13 protein-coding genes are annotated in these 16,918 nt (G+C 45.2%); 5 read left to right on the plus strand and 8 right to left on the minus strand.

The annotated features are described in order from the left end of the window. Positions 1 to 484: 484 nt before the first annotated feature. Positions 485 to 1,000, plus strand: coding sequence for a VanZ family protein (locus tag DY78_RS02975; RefSeq protein ID WP_024625045.1), 516 nt, complete (start codon positions 485 to 487; stop codon positions 998 to 1,000). Positions 1,001 to 1,073: 73 nt separating this feature from the next. On the opposite strand, the gene DY78_RS02980 is transcribed toward DY78_RS02975, so the two are convergent. After that, positions 1,074 to 2,057, minus strand: a complete 984-nt coding sequence (locus DY78_RS02980; RefSeq protein ID WP_024625046.1) for a serine hydrolase domain-containing protein — start codon at positions 2,055 to 2,057, stop codon at positions 1,074 to 1,076. Positions 2,058 to 2,495: 438 nt separating this feature from the next. Here DY78_RS02980 and pflB point away from each other — a divergent pair, with 438 nt between their 5' ends. Together pflB and pflA are read left to right on the plus strand one after the other, a co-directional pair. Continuing rightward, positions 2,496 to 4,754 (plus strand): formate C-acetyltransferase, encoded by a 2,259-nt coding sequence (gene pflB, locus DY78_RS02985; RefSeq protein ID WP_024625047.1) that lies wholly within the window; start codon positions 2,496 to 2,498, stop codon positions 4,752 to 4,754. 36 nt (positions 4,755 to 4,790) lie between these two features. After that, on the plus strand, positions 4,791 to 5,612 hold the full coding sequence (gene pflA, locus DY78_RS02990) for a pyruvate formate-lyase-activating protein (protein ID WP_024625048.1): 822 nt from the start codon (positions 4,791 to 4,793) through the stop codon (positions 5,610 to 5,612). A 1,132-nt stretch (positions 5,613 to 6,744) separates the two neighbouring features. Here the strand turns inward: pflA and DY78_RS02995 are convergent. The 7 genes from DY78_RS02995 to DY78_RS03025 are packed head-to-tail and all read right to left on the minus strand — an operon-like array spanning position 6,745 to position 12,786. Beyond that, complete coding sequence (locus DY78_RS02995; protein WP_024625049.1) at positions 6,745 to 7,059, minus strand: metal-sulfur cluster assembly factor; 315 nt, start codon at positions 7,057 to 7,059, stop codon at positions 6,745 to 6,747. Then, positions 7,059 to 8,468 carry a Fe-S cluster assembly protein SufB gene (sufB, locus tag DY78_RS03000; RefSeq protein ID WP_024625050.1) on the minus strand — a complete coding sequence of 470 codons (1,410 nt, stop codon included), beginning with the start codon at positions 8,466 to 8,468 and terminating at the stop codon, positions 7,059 to 7,061. Before sufB ends, DY78_RS02995 begins: the two co-directional genes overlap by 1 nt. A 6-nt stretch (positions 8,469 to 8,474) precedes the next feature. Continuing rightward, on the minus strand, positions 8,475 to 8,918 hold the full coding sequence (sufU, locus tag DY78_RS03005) for a Fe-S cluster assembly sulfur transfer protein SufU (RefSeq protein ID WP_024625051.1): 444 nt from the start codon (positions 8,916 to 8,918) through the stop codon (positions 8,475 to 8,477). Next, positions 8,896 to 10,143, minus strand: coding sequence for a cysteine desulfurase (locus DY78_RS03010; protein ID WP_024625052.1), 1,248 nt, complete (start codon positions 10,141 to 10,143; stop codon positions 8,896 to 8,898). The genes sufU and DY78_RS03010 overlap by 23 nt, the downstream gene beginning before the upstream one ends. Next, complete coding sequence (gene sufD / locus DY78_RS03015) at positions 10,127 to 11,356, minus strand: Fe-S cluster assembly protein SufD (RefSeq protein WP_024625053.1); 1,230 nt, start codon at positions 11,354 to 11,356, stop codon at positions 10,127 to 10,129. The genes DY78_RS03010 and sufD overlap by 17 nt, the downstream gene beginning before the upstream one ends. Continuing rightward, positions 11,346 to 12,167 carry a Fe-S cluster assembly ATPase SufC gene (gene sufC / locus DY78_RS03020; RefSeq protein ID WP_024625054.1) on the minus strand — a complete coding sequence of 274 codons (822 nt, stop codon included), beginning with the start codon at positions 12,165 to 12,167 and terminating at the stop codon, positions 11,346 to 11,348. The genes sufD and sufC overlap by 11 nt, the downstream gene beginning before the upstream one ends. Before the next feature lie 16 nt (positions 12,168 to 12,183). Further along, the gene (locus DY78_RS03025) at positions 12,184 to 12,786 is read right to left on the minus strand and encodes a VIT1/CCC1 transporter family protein (RefSeq protein ID WP_024625055.1); all 603 of its coding nucleotides are present in this window, start codon (positions 12,784 to 12,786) and stop codon (positions 12,184 to 12,186) included. A 1,566-nt stretch (positions 12,787 to 14,352) separates the two neighbouring features. Between DY78_RS03025 and DY78_RS03030 the strand changes: the two genes are divergently transcribed. Together DY78_RS03030 and DY78_RS03035 are read left to right on the plus strand one after the other, a co-directional pair. After that, positions 14,353 to 15,273, plus strand: coding sequence for an aldo/keto reductase (locus DY78_RS03030; RefSeq protein ID WP_024625056.1), 921 nt, complete (start codon positions 14,353 to 14,355; stop codon positions 15,271 to 15,273). 802 nt (positions 15,274 to 16,075) lie between these two features. Further along, positions 16,076 to 16,504: a hypothetical protein gene (locus tag DY78_RS03035; RefSeq protein WP_024625057.1), complete on the plus strand. Its 429-nt coding sequence runs from the start codon at positions 16,076 to 16,078 to the stop codon at positions 16,502 to 16,504. The last annotated feature ends 414 nt before the right edge of the window (positions 16,505 to 16,918 follow it).

A 16,918-nucleotide genomic window follows, 5' to 3' on the forward strand; every position in this document is an offset into this window, starting at 1 on the left:
CAAAGGTCTAATTCGTTGTGTTAATTCCTTAACGCAACTTAATTATCATAACGTTTTAAGTGATTTTTGTCAACATCTTTTTTTAAAGAAGCAAACTTTCAAAATCATTTAAATCGGTTACGGTTGCCGTTGTGACAACAGGAATAATCATACCAATTACTGAATAAGCTGTCAACAACCATTTTCAATAATTACTGATGAATTCCGCAGTGCTAACAGCACCGGCCGTAGCAGCAACGTTTACTAATATACCAATTCAAAATGAAAGTTGCAACGTTTTTTTGCATGTTTTTTCATTTTTATTCAATTAGTCCCCAAATTGGGACTAGTTTTCAAGCCACGTCCTACTCCTCAATACGATTTGCTTTGCATCACAGCCCCGATTAACCAGCAACAGCCGCCATTATTATTAGCATATTTATTTTCGGATATAGCCAATCGACGTGTTTTTATCTATAATAGTCGCAAAAGGAGCTGCATGTGGATGTTGTCATGGTTACCATTTATCTTACTTAGTTGTTTGTTCGTTTATTTAATAGTGCAAATTTGGCACCAGTCGCTCGGTCGTTGGGAACGGCTAAAAGAATTCTGCCTGCTAATGTTTATTTGGGTATTAACGGCCTTTTGCTACACGCCAACCGCTTATAACTTTAGTGGCACCGTCATTACGGATTATATCCAATGGGGACCAGTAAAAATGACCTTAATTCCATTCCAACATCTGGATACGGAGTTTTGGTTGAATATCTTGCTAACCGTTCCATTTGGATTCTTGTTAGCTTGGAACTATCCACACGTTCCTTGGCGACGGACCATCTTGTTAGGCCTGATTACTGGTTTAACATTAGAATGTGGCCAATTCGTTTTAGATTGGCTCGTTAATATCGGTCGCTGGGTCGAAGTCGACGACGTCCTCACTAACTGTGCCGGCGTGATTGTCGGATTTATTATTTTCCGTGGTTTGAGTCGGATGCCTGGTTGGCGTTGGCTCACTCGCTAGCTAAAAAAATACGCACCGCTAAACTCATCTATATATAGTAGATAAGTTCAGCCGTGCGTATTTTTTATGGCAATTATTCACCAAAGAATAAGTCGAAAACGTGATTACGGTCACGATTCCAAACATGGTTATCACTCGTTGGATAAACTCGATTGGTCAACATTACTAAGCCGATTTGCCGATCTAAGTCAAAAGCAATGGCGGGGCCAGTATAACCAGTATGCAAATATTGATGTTTGCCATCGCGGCGTTCCCAACCAAGGGTGCGGCCATCAACATCATATTCGCCTAACCAGTCAAAGACGTTTTCGTCGAGCACGCGTTTGCCTTGGTAATCACCGAAGTTCAGCATCATTTCAACAAAGACCGACAAATCTGTCAATGTTGAAAATAACCCAGCATGCCCACTTTCACCATTCAGCAAGAAAGCTTTGTAGTCGTGGACTTGGCCTTGAATTTGGCCGCGCCGGGGGTCAAATTCAGTCGGCACGAAACGTACCTTGGGCCGATTCAAATTATAACCCGTGTTGGTCATCGCTAATGGATAACAAACATGGTCTTGGATACTGCGGGCCAACGACCCATCCACCGCGCGGATAATCCAGCCTAAAATGATATACCCTAAGTCCGAGTAGACCACTTTTTCACCGGGCTGATTAACTAGTGGGGCTTCATAGACGGCTTTGATTAAATCTTCACGATTCATCGCCGACAAATTATCAATATCAGCGGGTAACCCACTGTTATGCAATAGTAATTGTTTAATCGTCAGCTCTTTATGGGTAAAGCCAGGTAAGAACCGGGCGACTGAATCATCCAACCGAATCGTGTGATCCGATAGTAGTTGGAAAATTCGAGTGGTCGTCCCAACAACTTTTGTGACTGACGCTAAATCATAAATCATCGAGGCATCGAGACCAATGGCAAATTCATCTTGGCCTTGTTTGCCATGATAGTACTGGTTGATTCCTTTGGGCGTAATTAAACTAAATGATGCCCCGTAAATATCACCGGCATCAATACACTTATCAATATATTCTTCGATTCTTTCAAGCATGGACGTTTGGCCTACCTTTCGTCATGGGACATCTCACAAAACAGATGTTGACAGACTTTCATACCCTTTTATCATAACGAACTTCAACGTAAAAGCAATGACTAACCACCTCAATCCATAAAACCTTAAACTTACAGAAAACATCACTTACTTTTTCATAGCGAAACAATCGTTAGCAATTCGATTGATAGCAACTAATTAGCCGACTTAGTATTCCAAAATTATTTCGTTGATTTAACTTTCTCTCATAAATTTTTTGAATACGTGAAATAACTGCGCCGTATAGCCTTTTCGAATACTTTGCCTGATAGGCGTAGGAAATTTATTGAAAATAATTCGCTGAAAGCGATTACATTTATTAGAAAAAATGTTATGATGCAAATGGATACTTATTAAAGTATAAAATCCAATTGGTTCTTAATTATGGAGGCGAAACAAATGATTACAATGGGAAAAGCTACAACTCCAAAAGCCTGGGAGGGCTTTAAGGGTGGTCATTGGCAAGAAGAAATCAATATTCGCGATTTTATTCAACAAAATTACACACAATATAACGGTGATGAAAGTTTCTTGGAAGGCCCAACCGCGGCCACTAAGACTTTGAACGACAAAGTTTTAGCATTAAAGAAACAAGAACGTGAAGCTGGCGGTGTCTTAGACGCTGACACAAAAGTCGTTTCGACGATTACTTCACATGGTCCTGGCTACATTGAAAAGGACTTAGAAAAGATTGTCGGATTACAAACTGACAAGCCATTGAAGCGCGCATTCATGCCATTCGGTGGCATTCGGATGGCCGACGATGCCTTAGAAGCTTACGGTTACAAGCCAGATGCTGAAAACGACAAGATTTTCACTGAATACCGTAAAACCCATAACCAAGGGGTCTTCGATGTTTACACCCCTGATATGCGGAAAGCACGTCACTACAAGATTATCACTGGTCTTCCAGATGCTTATGCTCGTGGCCGGATTATTCCAGACTTACCACGGGTTGCCGTTTATGGGATCGACCGTTTGATGGCTGAAAAAGCTAACGACTTTGCTCACATCGGTGATGGTGAATTAACTGATGAAGTCATTCGTCTTCGTGAAGAAGTTCAAGACCAATATCGGGCTTTAGACGACATGAAGAAGATGGCCGCAACTTACGGCTACGACATTAGCAAGCCAGCGACAACTGCTCAAGAAGCTGTTCAATGGATGTACTTCGGCTACTTAGCAGCTATCAAGACTCAAAACGGGGCTGCTATGTCCGTTGGTCGGATTGATACGACGATGGATATCTTTATCCAACGTGACTTGGAAAATGGCGTTATCAACGAAAGCCAAGCCCAAGAAATCATCGACCAATTCGTTATGAAATTACGGATGGTTCGTTTCATTCGGACTGAAGATTACAACTCACTCTTCTCTGGTGACCCAATCTGGGCAACCCTTTCAATGTGTGGGTTAGGTGTGGATGGCCGTCATCACGTTACTAAGACGGCTTTCCGGATCTTAAAGACTTTGGACAACATGGGCGCTGCGCCAGAACCAAACATCACCATTCTTTGGTCCGACCGCTTACCTGAAGATTTCCAACGTTACGCGACTCAAGTTTCAATTGATAGCTCAACTATTCAATATGAAAATGATGATTTAATGCGGGTACAATGGGGTACTGACTACTACGGCATCGCGTGCTGTGTTTCCGCACAACCCGTTGCTGATGGGATTCAATACTTCGGTGCCCGGGCTAACTTAGCTAAAGCGATTCTTTACGCTATCAATGGTGGCCGTGATGAAATTGCTGGCGACCAAGTCGGCCCTGCTTACGAACCAATTTCATCTGAATACATCGACTACGATGAATTCATGAAGAAGTTCGACAAGCAAATGGATTGGTTAGCTGACACTTACGTTAACTCACTCAATGCCATCCACTACATGCATGACAAGTACTACTACGAAGCTGCTGAACTTGCTTTGAAGGATACGAACTTAGACCGGACTTTCGCTACTGGGATTTCTGGCTTATCACATGCCGCAGACTCAATCTCAGCTATCAAGTATGGCCATGTTAAAGTTATCCGTAACGAAGATGGTATCGCTGTTGACTTCAAGGCTGACAACGATTACCCACGCTATGGGAACAACGATGACCGTGTTGATGACATTGCAAAATGGTTAGTTAAAGAACTCTACTCCAAGATGAACACGCATCATCTCTATCGTGGCGCTAAGCTCTCAACTTCTGTTTTGACCATCACTTCAAACGTTGTTTATGGGAAGAACACTGGGACGACTCCTAATGGCCGTCAAAAAGGCGAACCATTCTCACCAGGTGCTAACCCAGCTTACGGCGCTGAAAAGAACGGGGCATTAGCTTCACTCCTTTCAACCGCTAAATTACCATACCGCTATGCTACCGATGGGATTTCTAACACATTCGGCGTTACCCCTAACACGTTAGGCCATGACCTCGAATCACGGAAAGACACTTTGGTAAACATGCTCAATGGTTACATGAACAATGATGGGATGCATTTGAACATCAACGTCTTCAATAAAGACACTTTAATTGATGCCCAAAAACATCCAGAAGAATACCCTACTTTGACGGTCCGGGTTTCTGGCTACTGTGTCTACTTCGCAGACTTGACCAAGGAACAACAAGATGACGTTATCTCACGGACATTCTTCGAACAAATGTAAGTTTAAAATTAGTTAGTAAGTTAGAGGGTATGGCTCATGGAAAATAAATCAGTTTCAACAGATCAAACTCCTACCAAGGAACCTTTGACGGGCTATGTCCATTCGATTGAAACATTCGGTTCAGTGGATGGACCGGGCATTCGTTACGTGGTCTTTTTGCAAGGCTGCCACATGCGTTGCCAGTACTGTCACAATCCTGACACTTGGAAGTTAAATGTTGGTGATGAATATACTACCGACGAAATCTTAGCAGACGCGGCTAAATACCGGGCCTTCTGGGGTAAAACTGGTGGGATTACGGTCAGTGGTGGTGAAGCGTTAGTTCAAATCGACTTTGTCTTAGAATTATTCGAAAAAGCCAAAGCGATGGACATCAGCACTTGCTTAGACACGGCCGGCCAACCATTTACCCGCGACCAACCATTTTTCGGTAAGTTTGAACGTTTGATGGCCGTGACTGATATCTCATTAGTCGACATCAAGCACATTAACTCTGCCAAGCATAAGCAGTTGACCCAATACGGTAATGAAAACATTTTGGATATGATCCAATACATGGGTGAAACACACCATGACATGTGGATCCGGCACGTCTTAGTTCCCGAACGGACTGATTACGACGACGACCTGAAGAAATTAGGCGATTACATCGCCGCCATTCCAAACGACGTCGTTCAAAAGGTCGAAGTGTTACCTTATCACACCCTCGGCGTTAAGAAGTACCACGAAATGAAAATCAAGTACCGGCTGGAAGGGATTGAAACCCCAACCGCAGACCGGGTGGCTAACGCCGAAAAACTCTTACGCACCGCAGACTACAATGGCTACGAAAAATGGATGCCATTACCAAGAGTGTAACCTACACTCACCTCAAATCTGTGTAATGTGTGCTTTATAAACACTGGAACCGTTGCTATTTGGCAACGGTTCTTTTTTTGCGTTCAAGCCCAATTAGGTTCACGATTGGCGCCTCCAGCCAGTTAGGTGGGACGCTGTGGGGCAACCCGGCGAAGCCAAAAAGCGGTCTTCCCCGGCGGTTGGCGGCCGGGGAACCCCACCCAGTCCCCCAACACGACCCAGGCTCTAAGCCAGCACACTACGCTGACTAAGACCCTTTTCACAGCGCCCCACCTAACTGGCTTCCGGCTGAAACTGTCGTTGCTTGTGATTTAGAACCGAACTGTGGCTGGCCTAAGCGGTAACTGCTCACTTGTTAAAAAATCAATTATGGTAACGACCATGTTTAAATGCGGTGGCTCACTTTCAAAATTGTTTTCATATTTATTAAATAGCGGTCATTTATTACTATTTTTATACCGATAGCCGACCTATCTGTTTAGTAAGATTGTTGACACTCAACTACAAGCAATAACTAGTGAACTAGTATCTAGCAAAAAGCAGTACTAACTATCATCGGTTAGTACTGCTCATTCATATCTGAAATTTCCACAACCATATCAGCAACTAGAATACTGTTAATTTGGAGTATTCTGGCGATTGGAGGCCTTCTAACTACTAATCCACACAAGTAGCCAGCAAACTTTACGAAGCTACCAGCCGTCCATATAACGCCATTACTTGGACTTCACCAATTCAATCATAATTCATCAGTTTCCTGCGTATCTAACGACCAAATAAAATGGCGCAACCACCAAATGTAGTCGCACCATCGCATCTATAAATCAATTTAGTTGGATGTCAGCGGTAACCCGCCACTAACCAGATTAAAAAAAGCAGTGCCAACTGATAGATGATCAGCCAACACTGCTGTAATTAAAATTTTATTCAAAAGCACACTGGGTATCGTAGCCGGAAGCCCGGTGAAATGTCGCCGCGTCGAAATTCTTAGCAGGCGTTTTTTGGCTGCTTAGAACTTGCGCCGTGTTTTGAGACTGACGGTTTGGGTCAGGCTTAAAACCGCCCTTGAGACCGCTTTTTGGCTCAAGGTCTGCGCCACGGTGGCGTTTCACCGGGCTGGAGGCGGTAATAACTACCGATACAACCCCAACTGCATCTTAGCTTCACGGGACATCATATCTTCGTTCCAAAGCGGCTCGAAAGTGATTTCAATCTCGATTTCTTTGACACCGGGCAGCTTGATGAGTTCGTCGTGAATCGCCCCAGCGAGCCAGTCAGTTAACGGACAGCCCGCAATCGTTAAGGTCATCGTAATCTCGGCGACACCTTCATCGGTGAGTTGGGCATCGTAAATCAGCCCTAAATCAACTAAATCAACGCCTAACTCGGGGTCAATGACGTTGCTTAATGCTTGAAACGCTTGGTCTTTAAACGTGGTAGTTGCCATTAGCCAATCGATCCTTCCATTTCAAAACTGATTAGGCGGTTCAACTCAACCGCATATTCCATCGGTAATTCCTTCGTGAATGGTTCCACGAAGCCCATGACGATCATTTCGGTGGCTTTCTTTTCGGAAATCCCACGACTCATCAAATAATACAACTGTTCTTCGGAGATTTTCGACACTTTGGCTTCATGTTCCATCGCCACGTTGCCATTATAAATCTCGTTGTATGGAATCGTATCACTCGAGGACTTGTCATCCATAATAATCGTGTCACATTCGACGTGGGCCATCGAGCCATCTGCTTTACGACCAAAGCGGACTTTCCCGCGATAGTCGACCGCGCCACCATCTTTGGCGATGGACTTCGACACGATGGACGACGACGTATTCGGCGCATTATGAATCATTTGTGCCCCGGTATCTTGGTCAACGTTATAACCGGCAACCGCAATCGAAAGCATCGTGCCCCGCGCCCCTTGACCGTTCAAATAAACGGAAGGGTACTTCATGGTAATCTTGGAGCCCATGTTACCGTCGACCCACTCCATCGTCGCATTTTCAGCGGCTGCAGCCCGTTTAGTTTCAAGACTATACACGTTATTCGACCAGTTTTGAATCGTCGTATAGCGGCAGTAAGCGTCCTTTTGCACGTTAACTTCGACGACGGCAGCATGTAAACTATCCGAATCATATTTGGGGGCGGTACACCCTTCCACATAATCGACACTGGCGCCTTCATCGACGATAATCAACGTCCGTTCAAATTGACCGGTATTTTCCGCATTAATTCGGAAATATGATTGGATAGGTGTCTTGGCGTGGACCCCTTTCGGCACATAGATGAACGTGCCACCTGACCAGACGGCACTGTTCAACGCCGCAAATTTATTATTAGTCGGCTTAACGAGTTTACCGAACCACTTCTTGAATAATTCGGGATATTCTTGTAACGCCGTATCGGTATCGGTAAAAATAATGCCCATTTTTTCAAATGTGTCGCGCATATTGTGGTAGACCACTTCCGATTCATATTGCGCTGAAGAACCCGCCAAATATTTTCGTTCGGCTTCAGGGACCCCTAACCGGTCAAAAGTCGTCTTGATTTTTTCCGGGACATCATTCCAGTCACGATACTTTTTATCGGTCGCTTTTTGGTAGTACAACATGTTTTTTAAATCGAGGCCGCTTAAATCCGGGCCAAATTCCGGCATCGGCATCTTCTGGTAAGCTTCATAGGCCTTTAACCGATAGTCGAGCATCCATTGTGGTTCGTGCTTTTCGGCAGAAATGGCGCGGACCACATCCTCGCTCAACCCATGCCCCGTTGAAAATACTGGGGTCACGTCATCATGGAAGCCGTAGTCGTAATCTTCGGTACCTTTAACGATTGATTCAACATCATCACTCATAATAAATTAGGCCTCCTCTTTTTGTAATAATTCATCCAGGGCGTGCCAAGCTAAGGTCGCACACTTAATCCGGGCCGGAAACTCTGCCACACTGGCTAACAAACTGGCATCGCCTAACGCTTGTTCATCGGTAGCGGAAATCTTTTCGCCGGTAATCATTTTGGAAAAACTTAAAATCAATTGGCGGGCTTTAGCGACCGGCTGATGGGTCAAGGCGACCGTCATCATGCTCGCTGAAGCTTGTGAAATCGTACAGCCATCACCACTAAATTCGACAGCGGCAATGGTCCCATCTTTGACTTGAGCGCTGACGTCAATCACGTCGCCACAAGTTGGATTTTCTAACGTAAAGTGTAAGCTATCTGGTCCTAGTGACCCGCGATGATGGGGATGTTGCGCGTGGTCGAGCACGACTTCACGATATAAGCTACTCATTTGATCGAGACTCATGCAAAAAGAACTCCTTTACTTGTTTAATCCCATCGATCAATTGATCGATGTCAGTTTGATTGTTATATAACGCGACACTAGCTCGGGCGGTCGCACTGACGCCCAAGTCTTGCATCAACGGCTGTGCGCAATGATGGCCGGCGCGAACTTCCACGCCTAATAAATCCAAGCCCGTTGCGGCATCGTGGGGATGTAAACCGTCAATGTTAAAGGCCACCACGCCGCCACGTAATGCGGGGTCGGTGGGGCCATAGACGGTTACTCCTGGTAGCGCCAGTAATTGTGGTAACAGTGACGCCATTAATTCATGTTCATACGTTTGGATATTAGCTAAGCCATATTGTTGTAAATAGTCGATAGCCGCGCCTAAGCCAATCGCGCCACTAATATTAGGCGTACCGGCTTCAAACTTCAGCGGGGCGGCCTTCCAAGTGGCCGTTGTGCGCGTCACTTGGCTAATCATCTCGCCACCATATTGGACTGGGTCCATCTGTTCCAGTAAGGCGGGTTTGCCATATAAAACCCCAATCCCCGTCGGTGCGCCCATTTTATGTCCGGAAAAGGCGTAAAAATCGGCATCAAGTTGTTGGACATCCACTGGCAAGTGACTGACAGCTTGCGCCCCGTCAACGACTAAGTAGGCACCGACTTGATGCGCCATTTGGGCTAATGCCGTCACCGGATTAATGGCCCCCATGACGTTGCCGACCTGGGCGACGGCCACAATTTTAGTTTTGGACGTAATTTGCGCGGCGGCACTCGTCATATCAAACGTACCATCCGTCTTTAATTCGATATATTTTAGCGTGGCACCCGCCCGTGCAGCGAGTTGTTGCCACGGAATTAAGTTACTGTGATGTTCCGCTACCGAGATCACGATTTCGTCACCCGCGTGAACGACTAAATCACCAAAGCCACACGCCACGAGATTCAAACTTTCGGTCGTGGAACGGGTGAAGACGATGTCGTTAGCACTCGCCGCGTTTAAAAAGGTCGCTACTTTTTGGCGGGCCCCTTCATAGGCTGCCGTAGCTTGATTGGACAACGTATAGACGCCGCGGTGCACGTTTGAATGGGTCGTTGCGTAATACGCATCTACTGCCCGGGTAACGGGTAATGGTGACTGCATCGTGGCCGCATTATCTAAATAGGCCAACCGTTCTTCATTGATGCGTTGGTCTAAAATCGGAAAATCGGCGCGAATTTCATTAATTGGCCAACTCATTTTTTAGTTTCCCCTCGATTACCGCAATCATCCGATCACGGAGTTGTTCTGATGGTAACTTCACTAAGACGTCGCCTAAGAAGCCGCGAATAACGAGGCGTTGGGCAACCGGCTTTGAAATCCCGCGACTCATCAAATAATACATCTGATGTTCGTCGACGCGCCCGACACTGGCCGCATGTCCCGCTAACACATCGTTTTCATCAATCAATAAGATGGGATTCGCATCGCCATGGGCTTTATCGGATAACATTAATACCCGGTTTTCTTGATTAGCCCGGGCCCCGTGAGCGCCTTTGATAATTTGGCCGATGCCATTAAAGACGAGTTCAGAACTACCCAAGATAACCCCGCGTTGGGCAATGTTACCAGTAGAATGCGGTGCAAAGTTCGTCACCCGGGTGTCGATACATTGCCGCTGCTTCCCACCAGATAGTGCCACGACGTTGACTTCTGAGTCGGAACCTTTGCCCCGCAAATCGGAGTCGAAGTCGGCAATCGTTTGCCCATTGTTGAAGACCCCTAAGGCCCAGTCAATCTTGGCATCGTCGGCCAAATAGCCGCGGCGATTCAAATAAGCCGTAGTATTTTGATGCAATAAATCCAACCCAGTAAATTCAATGTGACTATTTTCCAACGCCAACACTTCAGTAATCAAATGGAAGTGGTTCGCTTGGTCGCCACGGGTCTCTAGTTGTTGCAAAATTTTAACGGAGCTACTCCGGTCAGCAATCACTAAGACGTGGCCGAAGTAATTCGTGGTCGTTAAGCTATTTTGGACCATTAAGACTTGCAAGGTCTCGTCGACTTGCACGTTGGCGGGCACATAAATCAATAACCCATGATTCAAATGCGCCAAGTTAAAGGCCGTCAACCGGTCTTCATCATACTTAACGGCCGTCGTCATTAAATACTTTTCAACTAAGTCGCTATGTGCCGTCAAGGCGGTCTGCAGATCTTCAACGATGACCCCTTGGGCTTGCATTGCCGCGCTTAATTGGACGTGGACCGTTTGATCACCGAACGTGACCACATTTTGGTCGCCTAAATCCGTTGGCACCGCCGTCGTATCAGCTGGCACTTCCGCGACCGTATCTAACGCCCAGCGGTGAAAATCAAACCGTTCAAACGTGGGCATCGGTAAACTTGCCGCCGCTTTGGCCGCCGCGGCTTGCCGTTTGGTGAACCAGTCAGGAACTTGTTTAATCGTCATCGGCGTCCGCCTCCGTTACATCATCATCGACTAACTTGGCTTTAATCCCGAGCTCGTCGCGTAAGCCGGCGTACCCTTCAGCTTCCAACTTCACCGCTAATTGGGCATCGCCCGTTTTGACAATGCGCCCGTCCATCATGACGTGCACAAAATCGGGTTTGATATAGTTCAATAACCGTTGGTAGTGGGTAATCATTAACGTCCCAAAGTCGGGTGACGCCATGGCATTGACCCCTTTAGCCACGACTTGTAAGGCATCGATATCGAGCCCGGAATCAATTTCATCCAAAATTGCAAATTTTGGTTTAATCATCATTAATTGTAAAATTTCGTTGCGTTTCTTTTCACCGCCCGAGAACCCTTCGTTCAAATAACGGCGCGTCATCGATTCTGACATATTTAACACCGCTAAATTACGGTCGAGTTCGGCTAAAAATTCCCGAATGGACATTTGGTCATCGTCATCACGGCGGGCATTAATGGCCGCGCGCATGAATTCCAAGTTCGTAATCCCTTTAATTTCAACTGGATATTGCATAGCTAAAAATAACCCGGCCCGCGCCCGTTCATCAACGGGTAACTTCACTAAACTTTGGCCGTCGATTAAAATATCGCCTTGCGTAATTTCATAATTAGGATTGCCCATGATAGTTTCCGACAAGGTCGACTTCCCCGTCCCATTCGGTCCCATGATGGCATGCGTTTCGCCGGTCTTAATGGTTAAATTCACGCCTTTTAAAATTTCACGCGTATCTTCATTTTCTGGATCATTGATGCGAACATGTAAATCTTTAACTTCTAAAAATGACATTATGCTCCCTCTTTCTCTATCCTGCCGTAGCAACGCCAAATAGCGTCCCAATTGCATAAGTTAAAATCGTCGTTAAGACGCCGACACAAATGTTACGTAATATCGTGCGCGTCGTCGAAACGTTTGAATGTAACGAACTAATTACCGCGTTCAACGTTAACGCCACAATCATCGCAGCGACGGTATTGATAATTCGCCAGCGATCAGTTGACAAGCTGATCGCCATCAGTGGAATCACCGCGCCACAGATGAAGGCGCAAAACGATGAGATGGATGCGTGTAATGGATTCAAAACATCGATTGCTTTAATTAAAGTATACGACGTTTCCTCATCTAATTTGGTTTCACTTTGTTGTTGGGCTAATTTTTGCCGCTGCACGTCGCGTTGCGCACTGACCGAGATATATTCGCCCCCGGCCATCGAACAGGCGCCCGCAATCATCCCGGCTAAGCCACTAAAAAACAACGTCGTATTATTCATATCAGCTCCCGCGGCACCCAGCACGATACCCGAAACTGAAATAATACCGTCATTAGCGCCTAAAATACCGGCACGTAGGACATTCAAGCTGTCCCAAAAACGGACCCGACTAATCTTACTAATTGCGATGCGTTTCATTACATAACCCCCAAGTAAAACGTTTTCAATCTTACTCTCAATTATACGTTCCCATAATGACGTTTCAATGAAATATCGCAAAATTAATCAATTTTATTTTCATATTTATATAGCGGTGGGTCGCCGGCAGCCACTAAGCGAGTCACCGTGGGGTAGACCTGGGGCCAAAGGGCGCGGTAACTCACTTAGTGGCTGCCGGCTCCATTTTAATAGATAACTTTTTAGGATTATCAGGCTATTTTAATTCATTTTGGCGATGATACTAATTGGCGCTAAAATGAAGTTTGTCTGGCAATATCCAAAGCGCTCAAAGCGTTGATACATCAGCGTTTTATTAGTTAGAAAATTAAATTTAAAAATTTAAGCCCTTTCTATTGCAAACGCTTACAAGCCCTGTTAGTATACAAGGTGAGGAAAGGAATTAATCCTCATTAGCAAAGCTTCTCAATGAGACATGGTTGTCGCAATAAGCTAGGCAACTAGTATGACAAGTATTGGTCGTTATCGAACCATTTTGGGCGTTGTTTGAATGCGTTATCGGTCTAACGAGTGTCGGGAGATTGACGTTGGATGGCTGAACGTGGACCCTCAAATAAAGGATAACCATAATGAAGTATCAATTGGCGTTAGCTAGACTTTAGTTTTAACAGTTAGTTTGAAACAGGGTGTTGCCAATGACCACATATCAGTTCCACTAGTACCAGTTCCATTGTAGGCTCAGGTCTAAAAGTTTAAACGGAGGTGCGTGTCTGTTACGAAGACATTACCAAGTTTTAAACGCGAGTTCGACTTTCGTTAAAACCCGTTTAGAGTCATGAATCAAGGTAAGAAACACTTTTGATCGACTACAGCAGATAGCAACATTAAATACGGGTTAGTCCGTTAGAAGTTGGACACACGTAAAATTGAATAGCATGAAGGTGTAACGTATCAAGAACACTGAATCAAAGCGTGCTAATCAGGATTATTCCTCATACATGTAGAACTCAAGTTGAGAAGCCTTGGGTTCTACTTTTTTGAGTGCAAAAATCAGCGGGTTGAAGGTGAGCATTGCCTAGCCTAGCCAGAATATCGTCGCGGTTTTGGCGATGGTATTCTGGCTAGGCATAGCAAGCACAACCTTCAGCTGATTTTTGCACGTTATGACCCTATCGCCAGTAACCGCTATAAAATCCCTACCTCAAACACTGTTGCAAGCTTTCCAAACGAACATATCACCACACTATTAATAAAACGCCTTACCCCTTACCGAAAATACAGTTGTGCCACTCGCCATAAAAAATTAGCAAGCACAACCCTCAGCTGATTTTTGCACGTTACGACCCTATTGCCAGTAATCCCAGTAAACTCCCTACTGCTAAATTCCCACATTAATATCCACATAACCACTACATATCAAATACAAAAGATCAGCCATGCTTCAAAGCGCCCTGGAGACCGCCCTTTGGCTCCAGGTCTACCCCACCACACGTTTGACTAGGCACAACCGGCGACAAAGAAGTGCAACCGTTTACAGTTATGATTCAAACTCGTATACTGAAACTAAACTCAAGGGGGCTACTTATCGTGAAAAAAATTAATCTTGGCAATAGCGATCTTCAAGTATCGGCCGTCGCATTAGGTATTATGCGCATGGACGCACTCACTGTCGACCAAGCCACTAAGGTACTCGAAACCGCCGTGGATCTCGGCATTAACTACATCGACTCCGCCGACATTTATGGTGGCGGTAAATCTTCAACCATTTTCGGGCAAGCACTGAAGCAAAGCCACGTGTCACGCGACCAACTCTTCATTCAAAGTAAGGGTGGCATCGTACCCGGGCAACGCTACGACTTTTCCAAGCAACATTTGCTCGACGCAGTGGATGGTGAACTCGACCGTTTAGGCGTGGACTACTTAGACAGTTTCCTACTCCACCGGCCCGATGCCTTAATGGACCCGAGTGAAATTGCCGCGGCCTTTAATGAATTACAAAACAGTGGTAAAGTCCGGCACTTCGGGGTTTCCAACTTCAATCCGATGCAAGTTGAACTGTTACAAGCCGAATTGAATCAAAAATTAATCATCAACCAATTACAATTTGGCGTCATGCATACTGGCCCCATCCAATTCGGGTTCCACACGAACATGCAAGATACGCCGAGCTTAGACCATGATGGCCAAATTATCGAATACTCACGGTTGCATCACATGACAATCCAAGCTTGGTCGCCATATCAATACGGGAACTTTGCCGGGATCTTCTTAGATAATCCGAAGTTTCCAAAGCTAAACGACGCCATGCAACAATTAGCGGACGCCAAGCACGTCACTAAGAGTGCGATTGCCACGGCTTGGATTTTACGGCATCCCGCTCACATGCAAGTCATTTTAGGCACGATGAATCCCAAACATTTGGCTGAAAATGCTGCGGGAGTCGAGGTCGAATTGAGTCGCCAAGAATGGTATGACATTTACTTGGCAGCTGGTAACGATTTACCCTAATTAATATATCAACCATCAAAATAGAAGCGAATGAAAATTCTGATTAGTCAGAACGGCCATCCGCTTCTATTTTTATATATGAAAATCAGCAGCATTTATCTCATTACCGGTCTGGTCAATCCGTTACCCAAGCATACGGCTTTAGAAATTTCTCTGATGAATTTTTGGGTACATCTTTTTCAAAATTTTGTTTAGCTTGGTTCAATCTAAAATTAGCGTCTAACTGCAGCAATAGTTGACTAGCAATGCCCATCACCGTTTCAATTCTTAAAGCTAAGATTTCATTTACATTGGTGAATCTACAACCAGCATAACCGACACCACCAAATCACTGATAAACCAATTAATCACTACGTCAACAGTGACCACGTTTTCTTATGGAAAAATCTATTTAGTTGTGAGTCAGCAGCAATGGAAGTTGCCGTGCAAGTGGCGTTAGTTCGGCTGTCTTTTGCCGGACTTACGGCACCGACATCTTTGAAGATTGTCGGGTTTGGACGAGCTTCAAAGTGAGGTTCGAGACCGCTTTTTGGCTCGAACCGGTCGCCACGACTACTGGAATTGCTACTGACTCACAACGGCAATTACGCATTCACCAATATTTGGAAAGGCCCTAAAAAAGTTGCCGCGCCACGATTAAGTTAAGTTTGCACTAAGATGGTAAATTTCCCAAGATTTTCGGGCTTTTATACTACGACTTTTAGTAAAACTGCGCTATCATTAAATACGTAAGACTTAATTCACTACTAAGTACAATTAATAAATATTAATAATTATATGCAACTATCAGGGGGAGCCTGCTATGTCAAAATTCGATATTTCGCTCATCACTGCCGACCGCGCCAAAGCAATGCTGACCGAATACAAGGAACAACGGAAAAACTCAGTCCCGCGGTTAAAACATCCTGGTCGCTACATTTTGCCAGATTACAAGTTAACGCGGCGCCGCGCAGCCTTTAAGATCGTTAAACATACCTTCTTAACACCACATTACAAGTCATACGTTGCCATGGACTCCGACAATGGTCACACTTTGTGGTTCCATAACTTCGGTTCATTGACCGAAGCATTATTCTGGTTAGAAACTGGCTTAAAGATCAGTGATACTGATTCCCATTCTAACTATAAAGAATGGGTCACAAAACATACGAGCGAGATTGATGCTTTTAAAGATTTGTTGCGCGAACAAAAGAAACAACATCCTGCTAAAGCTAAGAAAAAAGCCAAATAAGCCACAAAAGGACGCGAATTCAATTTCGCGTCCTTTTTAATTACGGTGCTTAGCTCACTAATCCCCATTAGCAAGGCCCACCTAAGTATGTAATTAATCCCCAAAGTTGTGTTGAAACCTACCCACTTTTGACCGTGATATTCATGGTGTTGGCGCCTTAAACATGCCCACGCGGACTCCCGTCTGCCAATAGTGTTGGCGGTGGTGCGGTGGTTGCATCGGTGTCATTGGTGCCGTTTGTCGCAAATGTACTGGCAATATCACCCTGGTCTGTTGCCGATGCTGTAATACCGGCATGACCGTTGACGGTACCTCATCGAAAGGAAACCGGGTGTGGCTGATGCCACCGAACGAGCGTATTCACACTAGTTAATAAAATTCCTAGGCCAATCACCATTGACCACTTGCCAAGTT

This window comes from Lactiplantibacillus fabifermentans DSM 21115 (assembly GCF_000498955.2).
Classification (GTDB): Bacteria; Bacillota; Bacilli; order Lactobacillales; family Lactobacillaceae; genus Lactiplantibacillus; species Lactiplantibacillus fabifermentans.

Bases quoted from the DNA above. Each gene is read 5' to 3' on its own strand.
- DY78_RS02975 (WP_024625045.1), top strand. From the start codon at position 485: ATGTTGTCATGGTTACCATTTATCTTACTTAGTTGTTTGTTCGTTTAT.
- DY78_RS02980 (WP_024625046.1), bottom strand. From the start codon at position 2,057: ATGCTTGAAAGAATCGAAGAATATATTGATAAGTGTATTGATGCCGGT.
- pflB (WP_024625047.1), top strand. From the start codon at position 2,496: ATGATTACAATGGGAAAAGCTACAACTCCAAAAGCCTGGGAGGGCTTT.
- pflA (WP_024625048.1), top strand. From the start codon at position 4,791: ATGGAAAATAAATCAGTTTCAACAGATCAAACTCCTACCAAGGAACCT.
- DY78_RS02995 (WP_024625049.1), bottom strand. From the start codon at position 7,059: ATGGCAACTACCACGTTTAAAGACCAAGCGTTTCAAGCATTAAGCAAC.
- sufB (WP_024625050.1), bottom strand. From the start codon at position 8,468: ATGAGTGATGATGTTGAATCAATCGTTAAAGGTACCGAAGATTACGAC.
- sufU (WP_024625051.1), bottom strand. From the start codon at position 8,918: ATGAGTCTCGATCAAATGAGTAGCTTATATCGTGAAGTCGTGCTCGAC.
- DY78_RS03010 (WP_024625052.1), bottom strand. From the start codon at position 10,143: ATGAGTTGGCCAATTAATGAAATTCGCGCCGATTTTCCGATTTTAGAC.
- sufD (WP_024625053.1), bottom strand. From the start codon at position 11,356: ATGACGATTAAACAAGTTCCTGACTGGTTCACCAAACGGCAAGCCGCG.
- sufC (WP_024625054.1), bottom strand. From the start codon at position 12,167: ATGTCATTTTTAGAAGTTAAAGATTTACATGTTCGCATCAATGATCCA.
- DY78_RS03025 (WP_024625055.1), bottom strand. From the start codon at position 12,786: ATGAAACGCATCGCAATTAGTAAGATTAGTCGGGTCCGTTTTTGGGAC.
- DY78_RS03035 (WP_024625057.1), top strand. From the start codon at position 16,076: ATGTCAAAATTCGATATTTCGCTCATCACTGCCGACCGCGCCAAAGCA.